At 67.9% G+C, this 24,615-nt stretch carries 25 protein-coding genes; 13 read left to right on the top strand and 12 right to left on the bottom strand.

Features of this window, described 5'->3' with window-relative positions; all coding sequences use genetic code 11:
* Positions 1 to 22: 22 nt before the first annotated feature.
* Positions 23 to 916: a LysR family transcriptional regulator gene (locus tag AC3IR9_RS10990; RefSeq protein ID WP_489290733.1), complete on the bottom strand. Its 894-nt coding sequence runs from the start codon at positions 914 to 916 to the stop codon at positions 23 to 25.
* Between the two features lie 219 nt (positions 917 to 1,135).
* Between AC3IR9_RS10990 and AC3IR9_RS10985 the strand changes: the two genes are divergently transcribed.
* The 4 genes from AC3IR9_RS10985 (at position 1,136) to cml (ending at position 4,738) form a co-directional block, all read left to right on the top strand.
* On the top strand, positions 1,136 to 1,597 hold the full coding sequence (locus AC3IR9_RS10985) for a (R)-mandelonitrile lyase (RefSeq protein ID WP_489290731.1): 462 nt from the start codon (positions 1,136 to 1,138) through the stop codon (positions 1,595 to 1,597).
* Between the two features lie 58 nt (positions 1,598 to 1,655).
* A complete protein-coding gene (locus AC3IR9_RS10980) occupies positions 1,656 to 2,327 on the top strand; it encodes a class I SAM-dependent methyltransferase (protein ID WP_489290729.1) in 672 nt (223 codons plus the stop codon).
* 65 nt (positions 2,328 to 2,392) lie between these two features.
* The gene (locus tag AC3IR9_RS10975; RefSeq protein WP_489290727.1) at positions 2,393 to 3,313 is read left to right on the top strand and encodes a M14 family metallopeptidase; all 921 of its coding nucleotides are present in this window, start codon (positions 2,393 to 2,395) and stop codon (positions 3,311 to 3,313) included.
* Between the two features lie 225 nt (positions 3,314 to 3,538).
* Positions 3,539 to 4,738 (top strand): CmlA/FloR family chloramphenicol efflux MFS transporter, encoded by a 1,200-nt coding sequence (cml, locus tag AC3IR9_RS10970; RefSeq protein WP_489290725.1) that lies wholly within the window; start codon positions 3,539 to 3,541, stop codon positions 4,736 to 4,738.
* A gap of 47 nt (positions 4,739 to 4,785) precedes the next feature.
* Here cml and AC3IR9_RS10965 read toward each other — a convergent pair whose 3' ends face one another.
* The gene (locus AC3IR9_RS10965; RefSeq protein ID WP_489290723.1) at positions 4,786 to 5,655 is read right to left on the bottom strand and encodes a LysR family transcriptional regulator; all 870 of its coding nucleotides are present in this window, start codon (positions 5,653 to 5,655) and stop codon (positions 4,786 to 4,788) included.
* Between the two features lie 197 nt (positions 5,656 to 5,852).
* Here AC3IR9_RS10965 and AC3IR9_RS10960 point away from each other — a divergent pair, with 197 nt between their 5' ends.
* Together AC3IR9_RS10960 and AC3IR9_RS10955 are read left to right on the top strand one after the other, a co-directional pair.
* Positions 5,853 to 6,218, top strand: coding sequence for a DMT family transporter (locus AC3IR9_RS10960; RefSeq protein WP_489290721.1), 366 nt, complete (start codon positions 5,853 to 5,855; stop codon positions 6,216 to 6,218).
* Positions 6,215 to 6,535, top strand: a complete 321-nt coding sequence (locus tag AC3IR9_RS10955) for an SMR family transporter (protein WP_489290719.1) — start codon at positions 6,215 to 6,217, stop codon at positions 6,533 to 6,535. The genes AC3IR9_RS10960 and AC3IR9_RS10955 overlap by 4 nt, the downstream gene beginning before the upstream one ends.
* 4 nt (positions 6,536 to 6,539) lie before the next feature.
* On the opposite strand, the gene AC3IR9_RS10950 is transcribed toward AC3IR9_RS10955, so the two are convergent.
* From AC3IR9_RS10950 to AC3IR9_RS10930, 5 genes are all read right to left on the bottom strand, one after another.
* Positions 6,540 to 7,367: an isocitrate lyase/PEP mutase family protein gene (locus AC3IR9_RS10950; protein ID WP_489290717.1), complete on the bottom strand. Its 828-nt coding sequence runs from the start codon at positions 7,365 to 7,367 to the stop codon at positions 6,540 to 6,542.
* A gap of 52 nt (positions 7,368 to 7,419) precedes the next feature.
* Positions 7,420 to 9,594 carry a TonB-dependent receptor family protein gene (locus AC3IR9_RS10945; protein WP_489290716.1) on the bottom strand — a complete coding sequence of 725 codons (2,175 nt, stop codon included), beginning with the start codon at positions 9,592 to 9,594 and terminating at the stop codon, positions 7,420 to 7,422.
* A 150-nt stretch (positions 9,595 to 9,744) separates the two neighbouring features.
* The gene (locus tag AC3IR9_RS10940; RefSeq protein ID WP_489290714.1) at positions 9,745 to 10,875 is read right to left on the bottom strand and encodes an MFS transporter; all 1,131 of its coding nucleotides are present in this window, start codon (positions 10,873 to 10,875) and stop codon (positions 9,745 to 9,747) included.
* A gap of 75 nt (positions 10,876 to 10,950) precedes the next feature.
* Entirely contained in the window at positions 10,951 to 11,727 is a 777-nt protein-coding gene (locus AC3IR9_RS10935) for a DeoR/GlpR family DNA-binding transcription regulator (RefSeq protein ID WP_489290712.1), read from the bottom strand.
* A gap of 142 nt (positions 11,728 to 11,869) precedes the next feature.
* On the bottom strand, positions 11,870 to 12,799 hold the full coding sequence (locus AC3IR9_RS10930) for a LysR family transcriptional regulator (RefSeq protein ID WP_489290710.1): 930 nt from the start codon (positions 12,797 to 12,799) through the stop codon (positions 11,870 to 11,872).
* A 102-nt stretch (positions 12,800 to 12,901) separates the two neighbouring features.
* On the opposite strand from AC3IR9_RS10930, the gene AC3IR9_RS10925 reads away from it, so the two are divergent.
* Together AC3IR9_RS10925 and AC3IR9_RS10920 are read left to right on the top strand one after the other, a co-directional pair.
* The gene (locus AC3IR9_RS10925) at positions 12,902 to 13,663 is read left to right on the top strand and encodes an SDR family NAD(P)-dependent oxidoreductase (protein WP_489290708.1); all 762 of its coding nucleotides are present in this window, start codon (positions 12,902 to 12,904) and stop codon (positions 13,661 to 13,663) included.
* 130 nt (positions 13,664 to 13,793) lie between these two features.
* Positions 13,794 to 14,105: a DUF3817 domain-containing protein gene (locus AC3IR9_RS10920; RefSeq protein ID WP_489295795.1), complete on the top strand. Its 312-nt coding sequence runs from the start codon at positions 13,794 to 13,796 to the stop codon at positions 14,103 to 14,105.
* A gap of 31 nt (positions 14,106 to 14,136) precedes the next feature.
* Here AC3IR9_RS10920 and AC3IR9_RS10915 read toward each other — a convergent pair whose 3' ends face one another.
* From AC3IR9_RS10915 to atpC, 5 genes are all read right to left on the bottom strand, one after another.
* The gene (locus tag AC3IR9_RS10915) at positions 14,137 to 14,469 is read right to left on the bottom strand and encodes a thioredoxin family protein (protein ID WP_489290706.1); all 333 of its coding nucleotides are present in this window, start codon (positions 14,467 to 14,469) and stop codon (positions 14,137 to 14,139) included.
* Positions 14,441 to 14,923: a flavodoxin gene (locus tag AC3IR9_RS10910; RefSeq protein ID WP_489295793.1), complete on the bottom strand. Its 483-nt coding sequence runs from the start codon at positions 14,921 to 14,923 to the stop codon at positions 14,441 to 14,443. Before AC3IR9_RS10910 ends, AC3IR9_RS10915 begins: the two co-directional genes overlap by 29 nt.
* Before the next feature lie 12 nt (positions 14,924 to 14,935).
* Positions 14,936 to 15,976: a ribonucleotide-diphosphate reductase subunit beta gene (locus tag AC3IR9_RS10905; protein WP_489290705.1), complete on the bottom strand. Its 1,041-nt coding sequence runs from the start codon at positions 15,974 to 15,976 to the stop codon at positions 14,936 to 14,938.
* Positions 15,977 to 16,155: 179 nt separating this feature from the next.
* Positions 16,156 to 18,477 carry a ribonucleoside-diphosphate reductase subunit alpha gene (locus AC3IR9_RS10900; RefSeq protein WP_489295792.1) on the bottom strand — a complete coding sequence of 774 codons (2,322 nt, stop codon included), beginning with the start codon at positions 18,475 to 18,477 and terminating at the stop codon, positions 16,156 to 16,158.
* Between the two features lie 367 nt (positions 18,478 to 18,844).
* Positions 18,845 to 19,306: an ATP synthase F1 subunit epsilon gene (gene atpC / locus AC3IR9_RS10895; protein WP_489290703.1), complete on the bottom strand. Its 462-nt coding sequence runs from the start codon at positions 19,304 to 19,306 to the stop codon at positions 18,845 to 18,847.
* A 279-nt stretch (positions 19,307 to 19,585) separates the two neighbouring features.
* Here atpC and AC3IR9_RS10890 point away from each other — a divergent pair, with 279 nt between their 5' ends.
* From AC3IR9_RS10890 to AC3IR9_RS10870, 5 genes are all read left to right on the top strand, one after another.
* Positions 19,586 to 20,785, top strand: a complete 1,200-nt coding sequence (locus AC3IR9_RS10890) for an MFS transporter (RefSeq protein WP_489290701.1) — start codon at positions 19,586 to 19,588, stop codon at positions 20,783 to 20,785.
* Positions 20,782 to 21,960, top strand: coding sequence for an isochorismate synthase (locus tag AC3IR9_RS10885; RefSeq protein ID WP_489290699.1), 1,179 nt, complete (start codon positions 20,782 to 20,784; stop codon positions 21,958 to 21,960). Before AC3IR9_RS10890 ends, AC3IR9_RS10885 begins: the two co-directional genes overlap by 4 nt.
* A gap of 16 nt (positions 21,961 to 21,976) precedes the next feature.
* Positions 21,977 to 23,629, top strand: a complete 1,653-nt coding sequence (locus AC3IR9_RS10880) for a (2,3-dihydroxybenzoyl)adenylate synthase (protein WP_489290697.1) — start codon at positions 21,977 to 21,979, stop codon at positions 23,627 to 23,629.
* Entirely contained in the window at positions 23,629 to 24,264 is a 636-nt protein-coding gene (locus AC3IR9_RS10875) for an isochorismatase family protein (RefSeq protein ID WP_489290695.1), read from the top strand. Before AC3IR9_RS10880 ends, AC3IR9_RS10875 begins: the two co-directional genes overlap by 1 nt.
* Positions 24,265 to 24,340: 76 nt before the next feature.
* Positions 24,341 to 24,607, top strand: a complete 267-nt coding sequence (locus tag AC3IR9_RS10870) for a phosphopantetheine-binding protein (RefSeq protein ID WP_489290693.1) — start codon at positions 24,341 to 24,343, stop codon at positions 24,605 to 24,607.
* The last annotated feature ends 8 nt before the right edge of the window (positions 24,608 to 24,615 follow it).

Below are 24,615 nucleotides of genomic sequence, written 5' to 3'. Positions count from 1 at the left end.
TGCAGCGTGCTGCCGGGCGGCGCTACCTGCCGCCCCGCAGCGCGTCGATCACCACACGCATCGCGCTGGAGGACTGGCGCCGGCTGGGGTAGTAGGCGTAGTAGCCGTCGAACACATCGCACCAGTCTTCCATCACCCGCAGCAGGCGCCCGGCCTGCAGGTGCTCCAGCACCGCGTCTTCGGGAAGGTAGGCCAGGCCGGCACCGGCAAGGGCGGCGCGGAGCATCGCACTGCTGCCGTTGAAGGTCCATTGGCCGCTCACGCGGACGTTGGCCTGCTGGCCATCCTTCTGCAGGTCCCAGGCCATCAGGCCGCCATGGGTGGGCAGGCGCAGGCCGATGCAGTCCTGGCTGGCCAGGTCGGACGGCAAGCGGGGGGCGGTGTGGCGGGTGAAGTACGCCGGGCTGGCCACGATCGCCATGCGCAGCGGGCCGCTGATCGGTACGGCGATCATGTCCTTGGCCACGCGGCCGCCGAGGCGGATGCCGATGTCGTAGCGCTGCGCGACGATGTCGGCCAGGCCGTAATCGACGGTCAGTTCCACGTGCAGGTCCGGGTAGGCCGGCAGCACCGCGCTCAGGCGGGGCCAGACCAGCGTGCTGGCGGCGTGCTCGGCGGTGGTGATGCGGATGGTGCCGGCCGGGTGGTCGCGGTAGTCGGTGATCGCCACCAGCTCTTCTTCGATCTCCTGCATGCGCGGGGCGACGGTGTCGTACAGGCGCTGGCCAGCCTCGGTCATCGACACGCTGCGGGTGGTGCGGGTCAGCAGGCGCACCCCCAGGCGTTCTTCCAGCCCGCGCACGGTGTGGCTCAACGCCGATTGTGAAACGCCGAGCTGGGCCGCGGCGCGGGTGAAGCTGCGTTCGCGCGCGACCGTGACGAACACCTGCAGGTCGTTGAAGTTCTCGCGGGCCATGGGCGCGGCTCGGTGCGCATGGGAGTCATGCCGGGCCATGATGGGCGCCGGTGACTGGTGAGCACAAGGCGCGTTTCCGCGGCGATTGATGAGCGGTGGTCATGGCGGCATCCCGCCTGCGATGTCTACTGGGCGGCGGCGGTGGGGCTTACAGTGACGTTGTCCCGCCGCTGCCGGCATGGCCCCGTCGGCGGGCGACCTTTCTTCAAGGAGCCCCGCATGGACCTGTTGAGTACCGCACTGTTGTCGATGGTCGCCGCTGGCGTGCCCGCCGATGCCGCGATCACCATCGCCCGCGCCGGCAGCACGGCATCGGCAGTGGGCCCCGCGGCCTATTTCACCGGCACGGTGCGCATCGATGCGCCGTTCCAGCGCGGCGCGCCAGCGCGCGTCGGCGGCGCGACGGTCACCTTTGAACCCGGCGCGCGCACTGCATGGCATACCCATCCGCTGGGGCAGACGTTGATCGTCACCACCGGGGTGGGCAGCGTGCAGGAGTGGGGCAAGCCGGTGCAGGAGATCCGCCCGGGTGACATTGTCTGGATCGCGCCGGGGGTCAAGCACTGGCACGGGGCCAAAGCCGATGTGGCAATGACCCATATCGCCATTGCTGAAGCCGTGGACGGTTCGCCGGTGACCTGGCTGGAGCAGGTCAGCGAGGAGCAGTACTGCGGAGGTTGAGGGCAGGGGCGCCTGCTGATAATGTAACTTCTCAAGTTACATTAAGGCGAGGCCTCCGATGGATGCATACACCGACCGCGACGCAGTTGCCCGTTACGCCGAACAGCCGCCACGGCTGGTGCCCGGTTTCACCGATCTGCAGCGGATGTGCACCTTGCTGCTCGCCGAATCAGCCCCTGCGCAGGCGCGCGTGCTGGTACTGGGGGCGGGCGGCGGATTGGAGATGCGTGCGTTCGCGCAGGCGCAGCCGGGCTGGCAATTCGACGGCGTCGACCCCTCGGCGGAGATGCTGGCATTGGCACAGCGCACCCTGGGCGAGCATGCCGGCCGTGCTCGCCTGCATACCGGTTACATCGACAGCGCACCGGCCGGCCCCTTCGATGCGGCCGCCTGTCTGTTGACCCTGCACTTCGTGCCGTTGCACGAGCGGCTGCCCACGCTGCGTGCACTCCACCAACGGCTGCGCCCGGGCGCACCGCTGGTGGTGGCGCATATGAGCTTCGACCAGGCCGACGTTGCGCGCGACCGTTGGCTGGCGCGCTATGCCGCATTTGCGATGTCCTCCGGGATTGCGCCGGCGCAGGCCGAACGCGGGCGAGCGGCGGTTGCCGAGCGGGTGCACATCCTGTCGCCGGAACAGGATCAGACATTGCTGTACGAAGCAGGATTCCGCGACGTCGAGCCGTTCTACCAGGGGCTGGGTTTCCGTGGTTGGCGGGCGCAGGCGTGAGCAGATGAGCGCGCGGAAGCGATGATAAAATCAGCGCAATCCTGCACCTCCAAGCGAGCTACGCCATGAACGACGCCCCCTTCTATCCCATCGGCACCCCCGGCCAGCCGTGGGGTGCGGAAGAAAAGGCGCAATGGCGGGCACGCCAGGTACCGCAGCGACGTTATGCCGATGACGTGCTGCCTGCGTTTGAACGCCTGCGTGCGGACTGGGACGTGGTGCAGTACGGCACGCTGGACTACGCGCCGCACCGGTACCCGCTGTTCGCGGTACGCAGCGGCGACTGGAACCCGGCGCTGCCGGCCGTGCTGGTCACCGGCGGCGTGCACGGCTATGAAACCAGTGGCGTGGAAGGGGCGCTGCAGTTCCTGGCCACGCGGGCCAAGGATTACGCGGGCCGTGCCAACGTGCTGGTGGCTCCGTGCGTGAGCCCGTGGGGCTACGAGCGCGTGCAGCGCTGGAATGCCGATGCGATCGACCCCAACCGTTCGTTCTTGGACAACAGCCCGGCCGCCGAATCGGCCGCGTTGATGGCGCTGGTGGCCCCGCTGCGCGGCAGTATCGTGATGCATATCGACCTGCACGAAACCACCGATAGCGACGAGAGCGAATTCCGTCCGGCCCTGGCCGCGCGCGATGGCAAGCCGTTCGAGCCGGGGCTGATTCCTGATGGCTTCTATCTGGTGGACGACAGCGAGAACCCGCAGCCGGCGTTCCAGACCGCGGTCAATGCGGCCGTGGAGCAGGTGACCCACATCGCACCGGCCGATGCGAAGAATGAAATCATCGGCTCGCCGGTGGTGGCACCGGGGGTGATCGAGTACCCGCTGAAAAAGCTGGGGTTGTGCGCCAGCATCACCGGGGCCCGCTACACCACCACCACCGAGGTCTACCCGGACAGTCCGCGCGCGACCCCGCAGCAGTGCAACGATGCGCAGGTGGCGGCGATCTGTGCGGCGATCGATTACGCGCTGGCGCACCGCTGAGCAGGCAACCCGGCAGCCGGGCCGTCATTGTTGACCGCACCCGGCCTTGCTAGAGTCCGGGCAGACGGGTCGATGATCCGGCCAGGAAATGCACGCATGGGAAACACGAAAGCCTCCGACGAATAGGCCGCAGCAACCTTGTCGTTGTTGCGGCGCGTTGTCGAACTGCATCGTGGTGATGTAACAGACATACGCCGCCCATTTTTCATTGCGCGGAGTTTCCTCATGTCTGATCGTTCCCCTGCCTGGCCGCATTCGCTGCCGGCGGCGCTGTTGCTGATGGCGCCTTTCGACATCCTCGCCTCGCTGGCGATGGACATCTACCTGCCGGTCCTGCCGGTCATGCCCGGCGCCCTGGGCACCAGTGCGACCGTCATCCAGCTCAGCCTTAGCCTGTACATGCTGGTGCTGGGGGTCGGGCAGCTGCTGTTCGGCCCGCTTGCCGACGGCATCGGCCGGCGCCCGGTGTTGCTGGGGGGTGGCACGGTGTTCGCCTTGGCCAGCGTAGGGCTGGCCGCCTCCTCGTCGGCGGCGGTGTTCATCGGTTTCCGGGTGCTGCAGGCGCTGGGTGCGTCGGCGGCGTTGGTGGCCACATTCGCCACCGTGCGCGACGTGTATGCCGACCGTGCAGAGGGGGCCACGATCTACGGCATGTTCAGTTCGATGCTGGCCTTGGTGCCCGCCGTGGGGCCGCTGCTTGGTGCGGTGCTGGCGGGTGCATGGGGGTGGCGGGCGATCTTCGTGACCCTCGGGCTGGCGGCATTGCCCGCGCTGGTCAATGCCGGGGCCCGGTGGCACGAAACACGGCCCTGCACGCGGCCCAGGGCGACACTCGGCTTCCTGCCGATGCTGGCCAGTGCGCGGTTCTGGACCTACACGCTGGGTTTCAGTGCGGCCATGGGCACGTTTTTCGTGTTCTTTTCCACCGCACCGAGGCTGCTGATCGGCAGGGCCGGCTATGCGGCGCTGGAGTTCAGCCTCGCCTTTGCCACGGTGGCGCTGGCGATGGGGCTGACGACCCGTTTCGTCGGCCGCTGCGTCGCCCGTTGGGCCCCGGCCGGTTGCCTCGCCCGTGGCATGGCGCTGCTGTTGCTGGGCGCGTTGCTGCTGGTGGTCGGCCAGCGTCTGCAGGGGCCGGCATGGTTCACCGTCATCGCGCCGATGTGGGTATCGGCGGTGGGGATCGTGATGACGGTGTCGGTGACGGCCAGCGGTGCGTTGAAGGCATTCGGCGCGATGGCCGGCGCCGCAGTGGCACTGTACTTCTGCGTGCAGAGCGTGGTGGTGGGGATCGTTGGCACGCTGGCCGTGGTGTTGCTGGGAGGTGACACGGTGTGGCCGCTGGTGGGGTATCCGGTGCTGATGGCCAGCGCGGTGCTGGTTGCGCTGGCCCGCCTGCGGCGCTCGGAGGGGCAGGGACGCTGATCTGGCGCGCTGTTGCGTGTGGGTGAGGGGGCACCCGCCCGCCCGCGTCATCGGCTGGGCTGCGGGTGTCCCTGGGGCAACTGGAACTGGTCCAGCAGCCACAGGGCGGCTGGACCCAGCACGCTGCCCTTGAGCCACACCGCATCGCAGGCCACCAGGCGCGGCCAGCCGGGCAGCGGCAGTTCGACCAGCTGGCCGCGACCGTAGCGCGTCACCAGGTCGCGTGGCAGTTCGGCCCAGCCGAAGCCGTCTTCGGCCATTTCCAGCACCATCAGGTAGTCCGATGCCGACCAGCTGCGGCCGCGCGCGGCGCTGTCGCCGCTCAGGCACAGCTGGCGATGCTGGGCCAGCTGCGACGGCTCCGGCAGCGGCGGTTGCGCCAGGGCATGGGTCCGGGACACGAACACCGCCATCTCAGCGCGCAGCGGCAGGGCACGCACCGCCAGCTCGGAGGGGTACTGCGGCTGGTGTGGCAGCAGGCCCAGATGAGCGCGGCCGCGTTGCACCACGTCTAGCACGTCGCTGCCCTCGGCGTCCAGCCACTCCAGCGCGATGTCCGGGAAGCGCTGCTCGAAGCGCTGCAGCAGGTGGTGGTCCGGATTGAGCTGGTAGATATCGGAAAACACCAGGCTCAGGCGCGGCTCGACGTTGTCGGCCAGGCGGATGCTGAGCTGCTCGAGCCGCTCGGCGGCCGCCAGAATTTCCTGTGCATGGCCGAGGACCTTGCGGCCAGCGTCGGTCAACACCGGGTAGCGGCCGCTGCGGTCGAACAGGGTCAGGCCGAGGTCGGCTTCCAGCGTGGCGATCGCGGTGCTGATCGTGGACTGGGTTTTCTTCAGCCGGCGGGCGGCGGCAGAGAACGAGCCGAGCGCGGCCGCTTCGACGAAGGCATGCAGGGATTCGGGACCGTAGCGCATCGATGTATCGCTTATTTCGATGGATTCCATCTTTGTAAGGATGGAAAAAGCGATGATACTGCGCCGGTCATCGTGACGTCCAACCCCGTATCGGCAGCCTGTCCCGACCCACCGTCGGTACCTGCCGCCTCGTGTCCCCAGCGGCGCCGCGCCGTATCCGGCATGCGCGCATGGGGACCGCATTGCAGGAGATTTCCATGCACACACCGGTGCATTCCCGTTCCCGTGGCGGTCTGATCGCCTGGGCCTGCCTCACCGTGGCGATCGTGGCCGAAGTTGTCGGCACCTCGTTCATGGTCGCTGCCGCGCGCCAGGGCGGCTACCTCGGCTATGCGGTCATGGCCGTTGCCCTGGCCATTTCCTATTACTTCCTGGCGCTGTCGGTGCGCGGCATCGCGGTCGGGGTGGCCTACGCGGTATGGGAAGGGCTGGGCCTGACCCTGCTGACCCTGGTCGGCCTGCTGGTGTTCAAGGAAAGCGTGTCGCTGCAGCAGCTGATCGGGCTGGGCATGGCAGCGCTTGGCATCGTCTGCGTCACCTTGGGCGAGGCGCACCCGCAATGAACCTGACCGCGTTTCTTTTCGTGACCTGCTCGGCGCTGATCGACATCACCGCCAACATGATGGTGGCCAAGTCCGACGGCTTCCGTAAGCCGGCCTGGGGCATCACCGCGATCGTGCTGGTGTGGGCCGCATTCGCGCTGCTCGGCCAGGCGGTGAAGAGCGTCGACCTGGCCACCGCCTATGCGATGTGGGGCGCCATCGGGGTGATCGGCACCGCGCTCTGCGGCCGGGTGCTGTTTGGCAACCGGCTACGCCCGATCGGCTGGATCGGCATCGCGCTGGTGACCGGCGCGGTGGTGGTGCTGTCCAGCCACTGAGCCGTCAACGAAACAGCTGGTTCAACACCGCGCCCGAGGCCGCGTCGGCGAATCCGTCGAAGCGGCCGTCGTCCTTGAGCCGCTGCGAGGCCCGCATCATCCCGCCCCACGCGCTGCGCGCCATCGCACCGCCGACACTGACCCGGCGCACGCCCATGGCGGCGATGTCCTGCAGGGTGAAGGCCACCGCGCTGCCGACCAGCAGGTTCACCGGCTTGGGCGCCACGGCAGCGACCACTGCCTGGATCTGCTCGCGCGTGGTGATGCCCGGCGCGTACAGACAGTCTGCACCGGCTGCGGCATAGGCGCGCAGGCGGGTGATGGCATCGTCCAGGTCGGGGCGGCCTACAAAGAAATTCTCGGCACGGCCGACCAGCAGCACGTCCTGGCCGGAGCGGTCGATGGCGGCGCGTGCGGCGCGCAGGCGTGCAACGGCGTCATCAAGCGGGCGCAAGGGCTGCTGCGGATCGGGGCTGGCATCTTCGATGGACAGGGCTGCCACGCCGGTGGCGATCACCCGGGCCACCGCCTCTTCAACCTCGGCAGGGGTGCTGCCAAAGCCGTCGCCGAAGTCTGCGTTCACCGGCAGCGCGGTGGCCGCGCTCAGTACCTGCAGATGCTCAAGCGTAGCGTCCAGGGTGAGCTGGCCGTCGGCCAGACCCTGGCTCCAGGCCACGCCGGAGCTGGTGCTGGCCAGCGCGGGAAAGCCCAGCCGTTCCAGGTAACGTGCGCTGCCGACATCCCACGGATTGGGCAGCACGAAACAGCCGGCCGCATGCAGGGCGCGGAACGCGGCGCGACGCGGGCGTGGGTCGAAGCAGAGATCGGGCATGGCAGGGCTCCCAGCGGTGGTCTCCGATGGTAAGCCCTGCATCACGGCCCGCTCAGAAGGCGAGGGAGCCCTGCAGGTACACGGTGCGCGGCTGGCCGACGAACTTGCCCCCGTTGTTGTCGGTGGAGCGGGTGTAGTAACGGTGGTCCAGCAGGTTCTTCACTCCGATGGCCAGGGTGAGGTCGTGCAGTTCCGGGCCGAAGTCGTAGCCGGCGCGCAGCGCTACCGTGGCATAACCGGGGATGTCGCCGAGGCGCCCGCTCGGGTCTTCGTCGGTGACGTAGGCCGCGCCGGGAGCAGGGGTGCCCGGCGAGCGTTGCCGGGACTGGGCGAACACATCGGCGTTGAAGGTCCAGCGGTCGATCGCGTAGCGCGCACCGAACGAACCGACGTTGCGCGAGTACAGCGGCAGGTCGCGGCCGGCGAACGCGCCGGCGCGGGCGGTGGCCTCGGTCCAGGTGTAGGTCATCGACAGCTGCAGCCCGGCCAGCACGTCGCTGAGCCGGCCCATGTCGTAGCGCAGGGCCGACTCGGCACCGCGGTGGCGGGTGGCGCCCAGGTCGGTCCACATGCCTTCGCCGACGATCGAGCGGGCCAGCTGCAGTTCCTTGTCGAAATCGACATTGAACAGGGTGAACTCACCGCTCAGGCCGCTGCCGTTGAAGTGGGTGCCCAGTTCGTAGGTGGTGGCCGATTCGGGGTGCAGGCCTTCGGTGGTGGAGGCCAGTTGGCTGTACTGCTGCGGGCCGAACGACTTGCCGCCATTGGCGAACAGCGACCAGGTGGCATTCAGGCGATACAGCACCGACAGCGTCGGCAGGGTTTCGCGCGAGGTGATGCGGGGCGCCAGGCTGCTGGTCACCGTGCCGGTGGTGGCCAGGTTGGTGATGTCGTTGAAGGTGCGGATGTTTTCCACGCGCACGCCCGGGGTGATCGTCCAGTCGCCGATGTCGATGCGGTCGTCGATGTAGAACGCGTTGGCGGTGGTGCCGCCGCGGCTGGTCTGGTACGGCAGCAGCGGCAGGTCGGGCCCGGTCAACGCCGCCGTGGGGCGGTAGTAGCCGGTGCGCGAGGCCACTTCGCTGCTGGCCTCGGTGAGGTAGCGGTAGCCCACGCTCACTTCCTGCACCACGGTGCCGGTGACGAACAGGCGCGAGTAGCGCGGTTCAACCCCGTAATAGTGATAGCTGCGTGGCGCGGCGGTGAGCCGGCGCTGGCCGTTGCTGGTACCGGCACCGTCCTGTTCGATATAGCTGCCGCGGAACGAGTCCACGTAGTAGCCGAGCACCTCGACGTTGTTGCGACCGTCGGTCCAGGTGTACTTCAGCGAGCCGTCGCTGCGACGGCCATTGAACACGTCGTAGGGGCGGGTGGACTGGAAGGGATCGGCGGCGTACTCGGCGCTGGTCAGGCCTCCGGGCATGCGCCCGCTGCCTTCAAAATGGTGCAGCGACAGGGCCAGGTCGCCGGCATTGCCGAGCGCATAGGACGCCTTGAGCAGCACATCGTCGATGTCGGTCTTGTCGTTGCTCCCGCGCCAGCCTTCGCCATGGGTGCCCGAGTACAGCAGCGCCAGGCCCAGGCCGGCGTCGGTGGTGCCGCCCAGGAACAGGCTCGGCACGGTCTTGAGGTGGCCACCCTGGCCGTACATTTCGCTGCTGAAACCCAGCGTGCCAGCGACATCCTTCGGGATGGCGCGGGTGACGAAATTGATGATGCCCCCTACGTTCTGCGGCCCGTAGCGGACCGAACCGGCACCCCGCACCACGTCCACCGATTCCAGGTTGCCCAAGGCCACCGGGGCCAGCGACAGCTGCGGCTGGCCATAGGGGGCGTAGGACATCGGCACGCCGTCCATCAGCACATAGGAGCGTGGCGACAGCCGCGAGGTCAGCCCGCGGACGCCGACGTTCAAGGACACATCGCTGCCGCCGGTGCCGTTGCTTTCCTGCACCTGCACGCCGGGGATCTGGCGCAGCACGTCACGCACGCTGGTTGCGCCGCTTTCGGCGATGCGCCGGGCCTCCACGATGCTGCGCGCGCCGGGGTGTTCGAGCAGCGTGGCTTCGGTGGGATTGCTGAGCCAGTTGCCGGTGACCTTGACCGTGTCCAGCTCGGTCGGGGTGGACGCGGTCTGCGCGCAGACCGCCAGCGGCAGCGCGGCGATGGCCGCAACAAGGGCAGCTGCGATCACCGAGCGGCGCGGGCAGGACAGAAGGGTGGGCATGGGCACGACGGATCCGGAGGGGGCAGGGACGACGGCCCCGGCGGGATTTCCGCAGCGCAGGCCGGCCATAAATGCCGGCGGATCCTACAGGAAATGCGACTCATGCGCATCGCGAGGCATGTTCAGTGCGGCCTGTGAGACGGGCGCCGCTCAGGCCCTGACCCAGCGCGAGGCCAGGCCGATCAGCAGCAGGCTGGCGGCGACCAGGCAGAACCCCACCACCAGGCTGCTGGCCTGGGCGACGAAGCCGATCAGCGCCGGACCCGCCAGCACGCCGGCATAGCCCAAGGTGGTGATCGCCGGGATGGCCAGGCTTTCGGGCATGGCCTTCTGGTTGCCAGCCATCGAGAACAAGGCCGGCACGATGTTGGCGCAGCCCAGGCCGACCAGGGCATAGCCACACAGGGCCAGGGCCAGCACGGGCGCGAAGGTGAGCAGCGCGAAGCCGGTCGCGGCGACCAGGCTGCCCAGCACAATGGCGCGGTGGCGCCCCAACCGGGCCACCACCTGGTCGCCCAACAGGCGGGTGATGGTCATGGCGATGGCAAAGGTCATGAAGCCCAGCCCGGCACGCGACGGTTCCACCTGCTGCACTTCATGCAGGAACACCGCGCTCCAGTCCAGCATCGCGCCTTCGGCCAGGAAGGCGACGAAGCACAACACGCCGATGGCCAGTACCACGCCGTGAGGCATGGCAAATACCGGCGCGCCGGTGGGCGCCTTGTCGCGCCGCCAGAACGGCAGCGACACCGCCAGCAGCGCGGCCATCACCGCCGATCCCAGCAGGCACACCAGCCAGGGCGGCAGGTGCAGCGCCAGCAGCGCAGTCATGGCGGCCGCGCCAACCGCGCCGCCGATGCTGTAGAAGGCGTGGAAGCCGGACATCATCGGCCGCCCGCTGTCGCGCTCGACCATGATCGCCTGCACGTTCATCACGCAGTCGCAGGCCCCCACCCCGGCACCGAACACGAACAAGGCCAGGCCCAGCGTCCAGGGCGAGGGTGCGATGGCCAGCAGCGGCAGGCTGGCGATCACCATCAGCAACGTGGCCAGCATCACCGCGCGGCAGCCGTGGCGGGCGGCGAGCATGCCCGCCAGCGGCATCGCCAGCAGTGAGCCGGCGCCCAGGCACAGCAGGACCAATCCGAGCGAGCCCTCGTCCAGCCCGGTGCGGGCCTTGGCGAACGGCACCAGCGGCGCCCAGGCGGCCGTGGCGAATCCGGGCAGGAAAAAGGCGGCGCGGGTGGCGTGCTGTTGGTTACGGGGGGACGGCGAGGGCATCGGGATTCCAGGCAAAAGGGTGGCGTGCATCGGGGACGGTGGGTCGGTGGCTTACTGGCTTACTGGCTTACTGGCTCAGTGGTCTGTCGCGTGCTGGACATCCACGCCGCGGCGCACGAAGGCCTGCACCTGCTCGGGTGGGGCATCGGCCTGCAGCACCAGGACGTCGATCTGCTCGATCCCGCCGATACGATGGGAGGCCTGCGCGCCCAGCTTTTCATTGGTGGCCACCACCACGCAGCGGCTGCTGGCGGCGAGCATGGCGCGCTTGAGCGCGGCCTCCTCCCCATCCACGGCCCAGATGCCGGCGTCGGCATCCACCGCGCAGGTGCCGATGAAGCAGACATCCACGCGCAGCGCGGCAACCGCCTCCACTGCCTGTGCGCCCACCGCAGCGCCGATGCGCCGGTCCAGGCGGCCACCGATCAGGGTGACTTCAATTCCCGGCCGGGCCATTAGCAGCAAGGCGATGTCCGGCGCATTGGTGACCACGCGGATGTCCTGCTGGGTGGGCAGGCAGGCGGCGATCGCACTGTTGGTGGAACCGGCATCCAGCAGCACCCGCTCGCCCGGGCGGACATGCAAGGCCGCGGTGCGGGCCAGCACCTGTTTCTGCTCGCGCTGCTGCGCATGGCGATCGGCCAGCGGGGGGAAGTCCGGCGTGGCCGGCAAGGCGCCGCCGTACACCTTGCGGCACAGCTCCTGGCTGGCCAGGTCGCGCAGGTCGCGGCGGATCGAGTCTTCCGACACCCCCATCTGCTGGGCCAGCTGGGCGGAGAACACCCGGCCCTGTTCGCGCAGCAGATGCAGGATGGTCTGTTGGCGTTCGCCAGGCAGGGCTTCGGCGGTCATGGGGGCGGGTCTCGATGCAGGGCGGGCACGGATCTGGTGGAAACCTGCACGAACGGGCAGGTTTACGCCATGGCGTGGGCCGGACTATACCGAAACGTGCATTAAAATGCGCAGCAACGTGCAGAAATGCGTGCCTGATCGTTCACAACGCCGCCTCGGCAGCGCCCTGCCGGTGCATCAAGGCCGGCTGGATCACCGTCGCCGCCCAGTCCATGAAGGCGACCACCCGCCCGGAAAGATGCCGGCGCTGCGCATACAACAAGGTCACCGGCATGGGCTCGGCTGGCAGCTGCGGCAGTACTTCCACCAGCGTGCCGCTGGCCAGTTGTGCGTCCACGCCCAATCGAGGCACCTGGATGATGCCCAGCCCGGCCACGGCGGCCGCGGTGTAGGCCTCACCGCTGTTGACCGTGACCGCGCCGCGCATCGGCAGGCTGGCGTAGCCCGGTCCTTCGGGATACTCGAACCCTGGCGAGCGCTGGCCAAGCGTGCCAACGTAATGGATCAGTGCATGCCCGGCGAGGTCGGCCAGCGTGTGCGGGGTGCCGCGCGCGGCCAGGTAGGCGGGGCTGGCGCAGTTGAGGATCTGCATCGCTCCGAGCGGGCGGGCGACCAGGGTGTTGTCGTCCAGGCTGCCGACCCGCACCACGCAGTCGAAGCCTTCGCGGACCAGGTCAACGCGACGGTCGGTGCCGCTCAGTTCGATCTCCAGCCCCGGATGCCGGGCCAGGAAGTCGGGCAGGTGCGGGATCACCAGTTGCCGGGCCAGGCCGCTGGACATGTCCACCCGCAAGCGCCCGGTCAGCTGGCTGGTGTCCCGGCGGAACATCCCCTGCAGGTCTTCCATGTCATCAAGCAGGTCGCGTGCACGCTGTTGGAACTGCGCGCCGTCGGCGCTGAGCCGCACCCGTCGGGTGGTCCGGTGCAGCAGCTGCACGCCCAGATCGGCCTCCAGCCGTTGCACGGCCAGCGATACGCTGGCTTTGGGCAGCCCGAGGCTGTCGGCGGCGCCAGTGAAGGAACCCCGTTCGGCGACCCGCAGGAAGCAGCGCAGTTGATCGAGGCGATCCATTGATTGTACCTCCAGGGTGAACAGTCAAATCAGGATCGCGCGATTTATGTTGCCCGACAAGACCAATAGGCTGCGCATCTACCCCAACGCTGGAGAGTTGCCATGACTACTTCCCCCCGTATCGTCCTGATCACCGGCGGCAGCCGAGGCCTGGGCCGCAACGCCGCACTCGCCCTGGCCGCCGATGGCGCCGACATCGTGCTGACCTACCGCAACCAGGCCGAGGCCGCGCACCAGGTGGTGGCGGACATCCAGGCGCTGGGCCGTCGCGCGGCGGCGTTGCCCCTGGACATGGCCGACAGCGACGGTTTCGCCGCCTTCGCCACCCAGCTGCGCGCCACCTTGCAGGGCTGGGGCGCCCACCAGCTGCAGGGCCTGCTCAACAATGCCGGTGAGGGCCTGCACGCGATGATCGCCGACACCACCGCCGTGCAGTTCGACCAGCTGGTGGCGGTGCACCTGAAGGGACCGTACTTCCTGACCCAGGCGTTGCTGCCGCTGATCGCCGACGGTGGGCGCATCCTCAACGTGTCCAGCGGCCTGGCCCGCTTCTCGCTGCCGGGCAGTTCGGCCTACGCGATGATGAAGGGCGGCATCGAGGTGTTCACCCGTTACCTGGCCAAGGAACTGGGGGCGCGCGGGATCAGCGCGAACACGCTGGCACCCGGAGCGATCGAGACCGACTTCGGCGGTGGCCGCGTGCGCGACAACGCCGATACCAATGCGATGGTGGCCTCCATCACCGCGCTCGGCCGCGCCGGCCAGCCGGATGACATTGGCCCGGTCGCCGTTGCGCTGTTGTCGCCCGGCACCGGCTGGATCAATGCGCAAAGGGTGGAAGCATCGGGCGGCATGTTCGTCTGACATCGGTGACGTGCATGCGGCGTGCGAACCAGGCGGGCGATCCTGCAAACAGGTCGCATTCGCGATTCGCCGCTATCATGCACGTCCTGTCGCCCCCTCTGTCGAGCCTGATTTGAACGCTTCTTCTCCGATGCACCCGATGGGCCGCGTGTTCGCCACGGTCGCCTTCATCGAAGCCATGACCTGGGCCGGCTTGTTGATCGGGATGTACTTCAAGTACCACGCCGCCGAGCCGACCACGATTGGCGTACGCGTGTTCGGCCCGCTGCACGGGGTTGCCTTCATGGTGTACGTGGTGGTGACGGTGCTGGCCGCCATCCGCCTGCGCTGGCCGTGGTGGGCGGCCGGCCTGGCGCTGCTCGCCGCGGTCCCACCGCTGGTGACGTTGCCGCTGGAAGTGTGGTTCAAGCGGCGCGGGTTGCTGGGGCACCGGGCCCGGTAAGACGGCGGTCGCCCTGGGAACCGACCCTGCCTCAGCCCGGTTCGGTAGCGGCCAGCGCATCGCCGATCTGACGCGGTGACTGGAACCCTGCCAGCCGGCTGACTTCGCGGCCGTCGCGGACCACGGTCAACGTGGGGGTCTGGCGTAGCCCGAGGTCGCCGAAGAAGGCTTCACCCACGGTTTCCAGCTTGACCTTGAGCAACACCACCCCTGCGGCCTGCGCGGTCCCGGCGAAGCTGGCCAGGGCCATCTCCAGCATCCGGCAGCCCGGGCAGTCGTCCTTGTGGAAATCCACCAGCAGCAGCGGGTATGCGTGCAGGGTGGCGTGATACTGCTCAGGCGAATCGGCGTGCAGGGTCAACATCGGGCAGGGTCTCCAGGCGGGCCAGTACGGTGTCGGCCCAGTGGTGGATGGCGTGGGTGTCGGCATGGCCGTGTGGCATCTGTTCGATCTCCAGCACCGGATGGGGCGAGTGGAAGTAACGCGCCAGCCGGTGCGCCGCACCGCAGTAATACTCCGGGCCCCATTGGGTTTCGCCGGTGCCGAACACCGCTACCCGCGCGGCCGGTGGCACGCCCGGGCCATCGCGCAGGCTGGCCACGAAGTCCTTCATTTCCGTTGGCGTGCGCCCGGCATTGTCGGTCCAGCAGCCCAACAGCAGCAGCTCGCGCGGCTGCGCCAGCGCCGTGCCTGCCTCGGTGCTGTCCACGTCCAGCAGGCGCACCGCATGCCGCTGCGCATGGCAGTGGGTAGCGAGCCGTTGCGCCACTTCGCGCGTGTTGCCGCTCAACGAGGCATAGGCCACCAGGATGTGCATGCGCATGCGCTCCTACAGATCATCGAAGCCGTTGTCGGAATTGGTCTTCTTGTAGCTGGCATTGCGCATCTCGAAGAAGTCGGTCTTGGTCTCGGTGAAGTTGTCGGCGTAGGCCTTGATCCACGGCATCACGTTGACGTTGGTGTCGCTGTAGAGCTTCTCGATCCCGAGCATGCCGGCCATCTTGTTGGCACGGTACTTCACGTAGCGGATCATCTCGTCCACGTCGATGCCGTCGATACCGTCCAGCACCTCGCTGGTCCAACGGGTTTCCAGCGCGATGGCGTGCTCGAAGGCCTCGTGCACATAGGCGGTGAGCTGGTCGCCCTGCAACTGCTGGTTCTCGCCGACGATCGCGCGGATCAATTCGCTGATGAACTTGGTGTGGGCCAGCTCGTCGCGGTTGATGAAGCTGATGATCTTGCCGGTGCCGGTCATGCGGTTCTGCCGGACCAGGTTGTAGAAGAACGCAAAGCCGGAATAGAAATTGATGCCTTCCAGGATCGAGGACTGGATCAGCGAGCGGATCAGCGTCTCGGCGGTCTTCTCGCGCAGGAACGCGTCGTAGGACTGCATGATCGGCGCGTTGCGGGCCTGGATGGTGGGGTGGGTACGGGCCAGCTCGAACACCCGGTTCTGGTCGGCCAGCCCGGCGATGGAAGCCAGCACGTAGCTGTAGCTCTCGTTGTGGATCACTTCCTGCTGGCCGATGATCGCCGCGTTGGCATGCGCGGCCGGGTCGGTGATGTACTCGGCCACGTTGTAGATGTAGCGGGTCTGCGGCGAATCCAGCGTGGCCAGCAGGCCGATGATCGAGTCGTACGCGTTCTTCTCGCGCGCATTGAGCTCGGCATACTGGCGGGCGTCGCTCTTCATGTCGACTTCGTCGGGAATCCAGAAGTTGGTCGACAGCTCCTTGTAGGCCCGGTAGAAGGACGGGTAGGGGATGTCGTTCCAGTTGAGGATGCCGCTGGTGCGGCCGTTGATGATGCCGGTGGAGCGATTGGGGTGGCGCGGTTCGAGGATTTTGATGCGTTCGAGTGGGGTGGCCATGGGGGGTCCTTGGGGCTGAGGGCCTGACGACCAACGGTCTTCAGCTACCAGATCAGATGACGAGCAACGGTCGTCAGCTACCAGATCAGATGACGAGCAACGGTTCTGGGTGTTGATGAGAGGGGGCCCATGGTTTGCGTAGCGAACCATGGGTGCGTCAGCGCGAATGCGATGGACGTTTACCCCCCACACCAGTCGCATTCGGTGATGTCGATGTCGTTGGAGCGCACGTAGTAGGTAGTTTTCAGGCCTTCGCGCCAGGCGCTCATGTGCAGCGCGAGCAAGGTGCTGGCGCGGATGGTGCTGGGCACGTACAGGTTGAAACTGATGGCCTGGTCCACGTGCCGCTGGCGCCGTGCGTTCTGGCGGATGCTGGCGAACTGGTCCAGCCGGTAGGCGCCCTTTTCGTAGTACGGGTAGGTCTCCAGCGACAGGCCGGGGGCGGCGACCGGGCGCCGGAAGTCCTTCTTTTCTTCGTAATAGAACGCGCCGTACACCGGGTCGATGGAGGCGCTGGAGCCGGCGATCTGCGCAGTGCTCATGTTCGGCGCCACCGCCAGCAGCCAGCCGTTGCGCAGGCCGTGCACGCTGACCTGGGCGGCCAGTTCCTGCCACGCGGGGCTGTCATAGCGACGCACTCGGAAGTACTCGCCGGTCTGCCAGTCGCTGCCAAGGAAGGTGCTGTAGCGGCCTTTCTCTTCGGCCAGGCGCATGCTGGCCTGGATGGCCAGGAAATTGATCCGCTCGTACAGGGTGTCGGCGTAGTCCTCGGCTTTTGCCTCGTCCCAGTGGATCTGCTGCTGCGCCAGCAGATGGTGCCAGCCGAATGTTCCCAGTCCGATCGCGCGGTACTTGCGGTTGGTGATGGTGGCCTGCGGTACCGGCAGCTGGTTGAGGTCGATGACGTTGTCGAGCATGCGTACCTGGATCGGCACCAGCCGCTCCAGCACGTCGGCCGACAGCAGGTCCGGCGCGGCGGTGATCGCGCGGCCCAGGTTGATCGAGGACAGGTTGCACACCACAAAATCGCCGGCCTGGCGGGTGGTGACGATCTGGTCGCCGCTGATCATCTCCTGGATCATGCGGGTGGGGCTCATGTTCTGCAGGATCTCGGTGCACAGGTTGCTGGAGTACACCGTGCCGGCATGCTTGTTGGGATTCTTCCGGTTCACTTCATCGCGGTAGAACATGAAGGGGTTGCCGGTTTCCAGCTGGCTGACCATGATCCGCTTGAACAGGTCGATGGCCTTGAGCGTGCGCCGGCTGATGCGTTCATCGGCGACCACCTCGGCATAGCGCTCGCGGAAGCTGCCCTGGCCGCGCTGCTCGTCATGGAAGTCCTGCAGGTACCAGCCCTTGATCCGCTTTACTTCATGGGGATCGAACAGATACCAGTCGCCGCGTCGTTCCACCGCTTCCATGAACAGGTCCGGCAGGCACACCGAGGTGAACACGTCGTGCGCACGCAGGCGCTGGTCGCCGTTGTTCAGGCGCAGGTCCAGGAAGCTCTCGATATCGCGGTGCCATACGTCCAGGTAGACCGCGATGGCGCCCTTGCGCTGGCCCAGCTGGTCCACGCTGACGGCAGTGTTGTTGAGCTGCTTGATCCACGGCACCACGCCGCCGGAGGAGTTGGCCACGCCGCGGATCGACGACCCCGACGAGCGCACGTAGCCCAGGTACGCGCCGACCCCGCCCCCGTGCTTGGACACCCGCGCCACGTCGGTGTTGGAATCGTAGATGCCCTGCAGGCTGTCATCGACCGTGTCGATGAAACACGAGGACAGCTGGCCGCCAGTCTTGCCGGCGTTGGCCAGGGTCGGGGTGGCCACGGTCATGTACAGATTGGACAGCGCCCAGTACGCCTCGCGCACCAGCCGCATGCGGCGGGCGCGGCTGCGGTCGCCGCTGAGGTGCTCGTGCTGCATCAGGTACAGCGCGATGGTCAGCCAGCGCTCCTGCGGCAGTTCATACACCGCGCGCGAGTGATCGGTGGCCAGGTAACGGGTGGCCAGCAGGTACAGCCCGTTGTAGGCGAACAGCAGGTCGCGGTCCGGATCGATCATGCCACCGGCCTCGTCCAGTTCTTCCTTGGAATAGGCCTTGAGGATGTCGATGGAGTACACGTTGCGGTCGGCCAGGCTTTCCTGCAGCCCCACATACGAGCCGTACTTGAGGCTGGCGTCGTAGAAGCGGTTCTTGCTGGCGCGCTTGTACAGGCGGCGCAGGTACAGGCGCGCGGCGAAGTGCTCCCAGTCGGGGGCGACCAGATCGATACGCGATTCGGCTTCGCGGATCAGCAGGTCGACCAGGTCATCGGCGTTCAACTGTTCGCGGCGCTGCACCAGCGCCAGCACACTGCGCTGATAGTCGCCCAGGTCCAGGTGCGGGAACTGCACGTGGACCGACTGGATCGAGCGCAGCAGTCGTGCCGGGTCGAACGGCATGCGCCGGTTGCCACCCTCTTTGGTGATCCACAACGGGGCCGCGCCGACGGTCATCACGTCGGCATGCGGGGCGAGGGTGTCCGGGGTTGCGGCAGTGTCGTCGTTGATCATCGTCAGTCCATGCAGGGCGCAGTTGTCGAGGCGCGATGCAGGCATCGCGTCGTCCGGGCGGGCGTCATGGAGGCAGGGGGATCACCGGTGGATACCGGGGATCGGGCTCGCTTCCAGTCGCCGTTCGGGTGGTCGCGCGCTGCGGGGTGCAGGGGCGCGACGCTGAACCGGGCCTGGCGGAAGCGGGGAGCCGATAAACACAACATAATGTGGGTTTTCCTCATCGTCAACATCATATGTTGTGTTGACGGGGTGGCCGAGGTGACCAATTGCCGCATGCAGATCGCCGCTTTCCCGCGGGAGACGGGCGTTACTTCCAGGGCAACGACTTGAGTTGCAGCCCCCGCTGCCAGGCCAGCTCGGCATGCACCCTGGCATTGTCCGGGTCGGTCAGTTCACTGGCCATCGGCGACGCGGCGGCGGCACGCGCGGCACGTGCGCGGGCGTCATCCAGGTCTTCGCTGCGCAGGCCCAGGTCGGCCAGCACGATCACCCGGCCCGGCTGCACTTCCACATGCCCACCGGAGACGTAGACATGCAGCGATGGCTCCGGCGCCACCGGGTACACCGACACCATGCCCTCGCGCAGCGTGGCCAGCAGCGGCGCATGCCCGGCGAGCACACCGAAGCGTCCCTCGCTGCCGGGCAGGCTGATCTCGCGCACGTCCCCACTCCATATCTCGCCGGTGAGGCTGATGATCTGCACCGGCAGCCCGTTGGCAAGGTCGTCGACCAGGCCGGGGAGGGTGGCGGGGGAAGGAAGCACAGCCATTGCAGGGTGCCGGTATGGGGTAGGGCCAGCTTAGTCCGGCCGATGTGTGCGCGTGTTGATCGACATCAATGTCTGCGTAAGGGGTCGAGGTACTGCGGACGAACGCCGGACCGGCGGCACCGTGCATGAATGCAGGACCGGTACGCGCCATTTTCGCGAATGCGACCTGTTATCATTTGATGTGATAGCCACGTCGATCTCCGCGTCGTCGAAGCCGATCAATCCGACGCGCTGCGCTGGTGTGCCGCGTGCCCTTTTCCTGATTGGTAGTGGTGTCGCATGCGTGAATCTTCGGTAATACCCGGCTTGCCGGCGCTGGTCTTCGCCGCATTGACCGGCACGATGGCGATGATGGCCTTCGTGGCGGTGGTCGGCCCGGTCGTGCGCCTGCTCGGCCTGGCCGAATGGCATGCGGGATTGTCGGTGACCGCCGCTGGCGTGCTGTGGATGCTGTCGGCGCGCCGATGGGGGGCGCTGAGCGACCGCATTGGACGCAAGCGCGTACTGCTGATCGCGCTGTCGGCGTATGTGTTGATCTATATCGCGATGGCGGTGTTCGTCGATGCCGCGCTGGCGCGTCCACCGGCGTTGTGGTTGTCGGTGCTGGTCCTGGTCGGCACGCGGGCACTGGTCGGCCTGTTCTACGCGGCCGTCCCGCCCACCGCTGCTGCCCTGGTCGCCGATGGCGCCGCACCGGGCCAACGCGCCGGCGCGATGGCCAAGCTGGGTACCGCCAATGCACTGGGCATGGTGATCGGCCCGGCCGCCGCCGGCTGGATCGCTTTTCATCAGCTGTCGCTGACCTTGTACGTGGCGGCATTGCTGCCGCTGTTGGCGTTGCTGGTCATCGCCTGGCGGCTGCCACCCAGCGCCCCGGCCATCGCTGCACCGGCTGGCCCGCGCATGCGCCTGGGCTGGACCGACCGGCGCCTGCGCCTGCCGATCCTTGCGGTGTTCGCCGCGATGGTCTCGGTAACCGTCGCGCAGGTCACGGTCGGCTTTTTTGCCATCGACCGCCTGCAGCTGTCGCCGGCCGACGGCGCCCGCGCCGCCGGACTGGCGCTGACCGCAGTCGGCGTAGGCCTGATCCTGGCGCAGGTGCTGGTGATGAAGCTGGTCGGGGTGCCGCCGCGTCGCTGGATCGCGCTCGGTGCCTTGATCGCGGGCATCGGCTTTGCCTCGGTCGCGCTGGTGGACGTGCGTTGGCAGCTGCTGGTGACCTATGCGGTGGCTGCGTTCGGCATGGGCTTTGTATTTCCGTCGTTCCAGGCGCTGGCCGCCGATTCGGTACAGGCGCACGAGCAAGGGGCCGCCGCCGGCACCGTGGCCTCGGTGCAGGGGCTGGGCATGGTGATCGGGCCGATGGTGGGCACGTTGCTGTACCAGTGGAAGCCGAGTGCGCCGTATGTGCTGGTGGGGGCGCTGTTGCTGCTGCTGTCGATCACGGCGATGCGCTATCGCGCGTGGGGCACGGCATGAACGACAGCCTGCAGGCGGCCTCGTTGCGCGACCCGGACAGTGGCGTGGTGGACGAGCTTGCCGCCACGGCGCAGTTCCTGCTGCGCGCGCCACTGCGTTCACTGGATGCGCGCGGTTGCCGCGCACGCCTGCCCCGCGGCGGTACCGCCAGCCTGGCCGCGCGGGTCGCCGCGTTCTTTGCCGCGCCGCGTGCCGGGCTGCCGCTGCTGGTCGGCGCGCTGCCGTTCGACCCCCAGGCCGACGATGCCCTGCACCAGCCGGAATGGCTGTCCGCGGCGGCGGCGCTGCCGGTGCCGGCAGTGTCCCGTTTCACCGGCACCGTCCATGCGGAGCCGAGCGCGCAGGACTATGCCGAGGGCGTGCGCCTTGCCCTGGCCACGTTGCAGCAGCCGACACCGGATCTGCACAAGGTGGTGCTGGCGCGCAGCCTGCAGTTGCACAGCGAGCAGCCGATCGCCCCGCGCGAACTGGCTGCCCGGCTGGGCCACGATCCGAGCGTGGCCACCTATCTGGTGCCACTGCCGGGCGAGGTGCAGGCGCCGCCGGCCTGGCTGGTCGGCGCGACCCCGGAGCTGCTGGTGTCGCGACGTGGCACGCGCGTGCTGTCGCATCCGCTGGCCGGTTCGGCGCGGCGTAGTGCCGATCCCGCTGACGATGCGCGCGCCGCGCAGGCGTTGCTGGCATCGGCCAAGGACCACGACGAGCATCGCCACGTGGTCGAGGCGATCGTCGCCGCGTTGTCGCCCTGGTGCAGCCTTGTCGATGCCCAGATGCAACCGTCGCTGCATGCCACCGCGACCATGTGGCACCTGGGGACCCGTATCGAAGCGACGCTGATCGATGCCGCCACGCCGGTCGCCGCGCTGGTGGCGGCCCTGCATCCCACCCCGGCGGTGTGTGGCACGCCGCGCCAGCTGGCGCTGGACACGATCCGTGCGTTGGAGCCGGTGCCGCGCGGCTTCTACGCCGGGGCGGTGGGCTGGACCGATGCCGAAGGCGACGGCGATTGGTATGTGGCGATCCGCTGCGCGCGTCTGCAGGACCGGGAGGTGCGGATCTACGCCGGTGCGGGCATCGTCGCTGGCTCACAGCCGGCATTGGAAGTGGCCGAAACCGCGGCCAAATTCGGCGCGTTGTTGAACGCCCTCGGCGTCGACCACGCGCCTTCTGCATGAGCTGATGGAGTTGCTGATGAACGACACGACCGAATCTACCCTGATCCCGCTGCATCAGACCTGGCCGGCGGCGCTGGTGGCGCGGTACCGCGCTGCCGGTTACTGGCGCGGCGAAACCTTTCCCGGCTTCCTGCGCGATCGCGCCGAGCGCTTCGCCACGGACATCGCGGTGGTGGCCGGCGAGCTGCGACTGAGTTACGCCGCACTGTGGCAGGAAGCCGGCCGGATCGGTGCAGGCCTGCTCGGTCAGGGGCTGGTGCCCGGCGACCGGGTGGTGGTGCAGCTGGGCAACAGCGCCGAGTTCGTGACCGTGGTCTGCGGCCTGATGCGCGCCGGTTTGATCCCGGTGTATGCGCTGCCCGCGCACCGCATCACCGAGGTCAGTCATTTCGTACGCAAGGCGCAGGCGCGTGGCTACATTGCCGCCGCCCATCACGAGGGCTTCGACTACCGCACCCTTGCGCGGGAGCTGCAGGCCGCGGTACCCACCCTGCAGCAGGTGCTGATCGTCGGCGACGCGGCCGAGTTCACCGCCGTTGCGGCACTGGAGGGCGATGTCGCGCAGCTGCCTGCCGACCCGGATCCGCAGTCGGTGGCGTTCCTGCAGCTGTCCGGCGGCAGCACCGGGCTGTCCAAGTTGATTCCGCGCACGCACGACGACTACATCTACTCGTTCCGCGCCAGCAACGACATCTGTGGCATCGACCGCGACAGCGTGTACCTGGTCGCGTTGCCGGCCGCGCACAATTTTCCGATGAGCTCGCCCGGTTTCCTCGGTGCGCTGTACGCCGGTGCACGGGTGGTGCTCAGCCCGGGCCCCGGCCCGGAGATGGCGTTCCCGTTGATCGCGCGCGAGCGCGTCACCTGCGTCGGCCTGGTGCCGCCGCTGGCGCTGCTGTGGGCGCTCGCCGCCGCGACCACCGCGCATGATCTGTCCAGCCTGAAAGTGCTGCAGGTGGGCGGTGCCAAGCTGGTGCCCGAAGCGGCCAAGCGGGTGATCCAGGCGCTGGGCTGCCAGCTGCAGCAGGTGTTCGGCATGGCCGAGGGGCTGGTGAACTACACCCGGCTGCATGACCGGCAGGAGGTCATCGTGGGCACCCAGGGGCGGCCGATCTCGCCGGACGACGAAGTGCTGGTGGTCGATGACCACGGGAATGCAGTCGCCGAAGGTGAGGTTGGCGATCTGCTCACCCGCGGCCCTTACACGATCCGCGCCTACCACAACGACCCGGCCGCCAATGCGCGCTCGTTCACCGAGGACGGCTATTACCGCACCGGTGACAGGGTGCAGCAGCTGGCCGGTGGCTACCTGGTGGTGCAGGGCAGGGCGGGCGACCACATCAACCGCGCCGGAGAGAAAATCTCCGCCGAGGAGATCGAAGACCATCTGCTTGCGCATGCCGATGTCTTCGATGCGGCCGTGGTATCCATGCCCGATCCCTACCTGGGCGAACGCAGCTGCGCGTTCGTGATCGCCCGCAACACCCCGCCGACGGCGGCCAGCCTCAAGGCATGGGTGCGGGACCGCGGCCTGGCCGCCTTCAAGGTGCCCGACCAGGTGGTGTTCATCGATGCCTTCGGCATCACGGCGGTGGGCAAGATCAGCCGCCGCGAACTGCGCGCGCAACTGCGCGAACGCTACATCCAACAGACAGGAGGACCGCGCTGATGGCGCTGCCGAAGATTTCCGGATATTCCCTTCCAGTGGCCGCCGAGCTGCCGCTCCCGCGTGGCGCCTGGCAGCCGCGCAGCGAGCGCCTGGCACTGCTGGTGCATGACATGCAGCAGTATTTCCTGGCCGCATTCGCCGCCGACACCGCGCCGCTGGCACCGGCCGTGGCCAACATCGCACGCCTGCTGGCGCACTGCCGCGCGCGTGGCATTCCAGTGTTCTATACCGCCCAGCGTGGCCAGCAGGATCGCCGCGACCGTGGCCTGCAGGCCGACCTGTGGGGGCCGGGCATGAATGCCACGCCGGAGCACGAAACCATCCTTGCCGCGCTGGCCCCGGCGGCGGGCGACCACGTGCTGGTCAAGCACCGCTACAGCGCATTCCAGCGCAGCAACCTGGAGACGATGATGCGCGCGCGCGGCCGTGACCAGTTGCTGGTCACCGGTGTATATGCCCATATCGGGTGCGCCGCCACGGTAAGCGAGGCCTTCCAGCGCGATATCGAAGCCTTCATCGCCGCCGATGCCGTGGCCGATTTCTCCCGCGCCGATCATGACCTGGCACTGCAGCTGATCGCGCGCACCTGCGGCGTGCCGCTGACCACCGACCAACTGCTGGAGATCCTGGCATGAGCAAAGACACCCCCCCAGCGGTGCTTGACCTGGAACAGATGCGTGTGACCACCGACCAACTGCTGGAGATCCTGGCATGAGCAAAGACACCCCCCCAGCGGTGCTTGACCTGGAACAGATGCGTGCCGATGTTGCCGGCATGCTCGGCGAAGCGCCGGAGAGCATTGGCGACGAGGACAACCTGATCGACCTGGGGCTGGATTCCATGCGGGTGCTCGGACTGGTGTTGGCCTGGGGCAACAGCGGGATCCCGCTGGAGTTCAGCCATCTGGCCGAGCACGCCACGCTGGGTGGCTGGTGGAGCGTGGTGCAGCGGCTGCAGGCCAGCGCCGCACGCCCATGAACGCATGC

The sequence above is a fragment of the Stenotrophomonas sp. GL_101 genome, from assembly GCF_057835675.1.
This window is presented reverse-complemented; position numbering and strand designations above follow the sequence as displayed.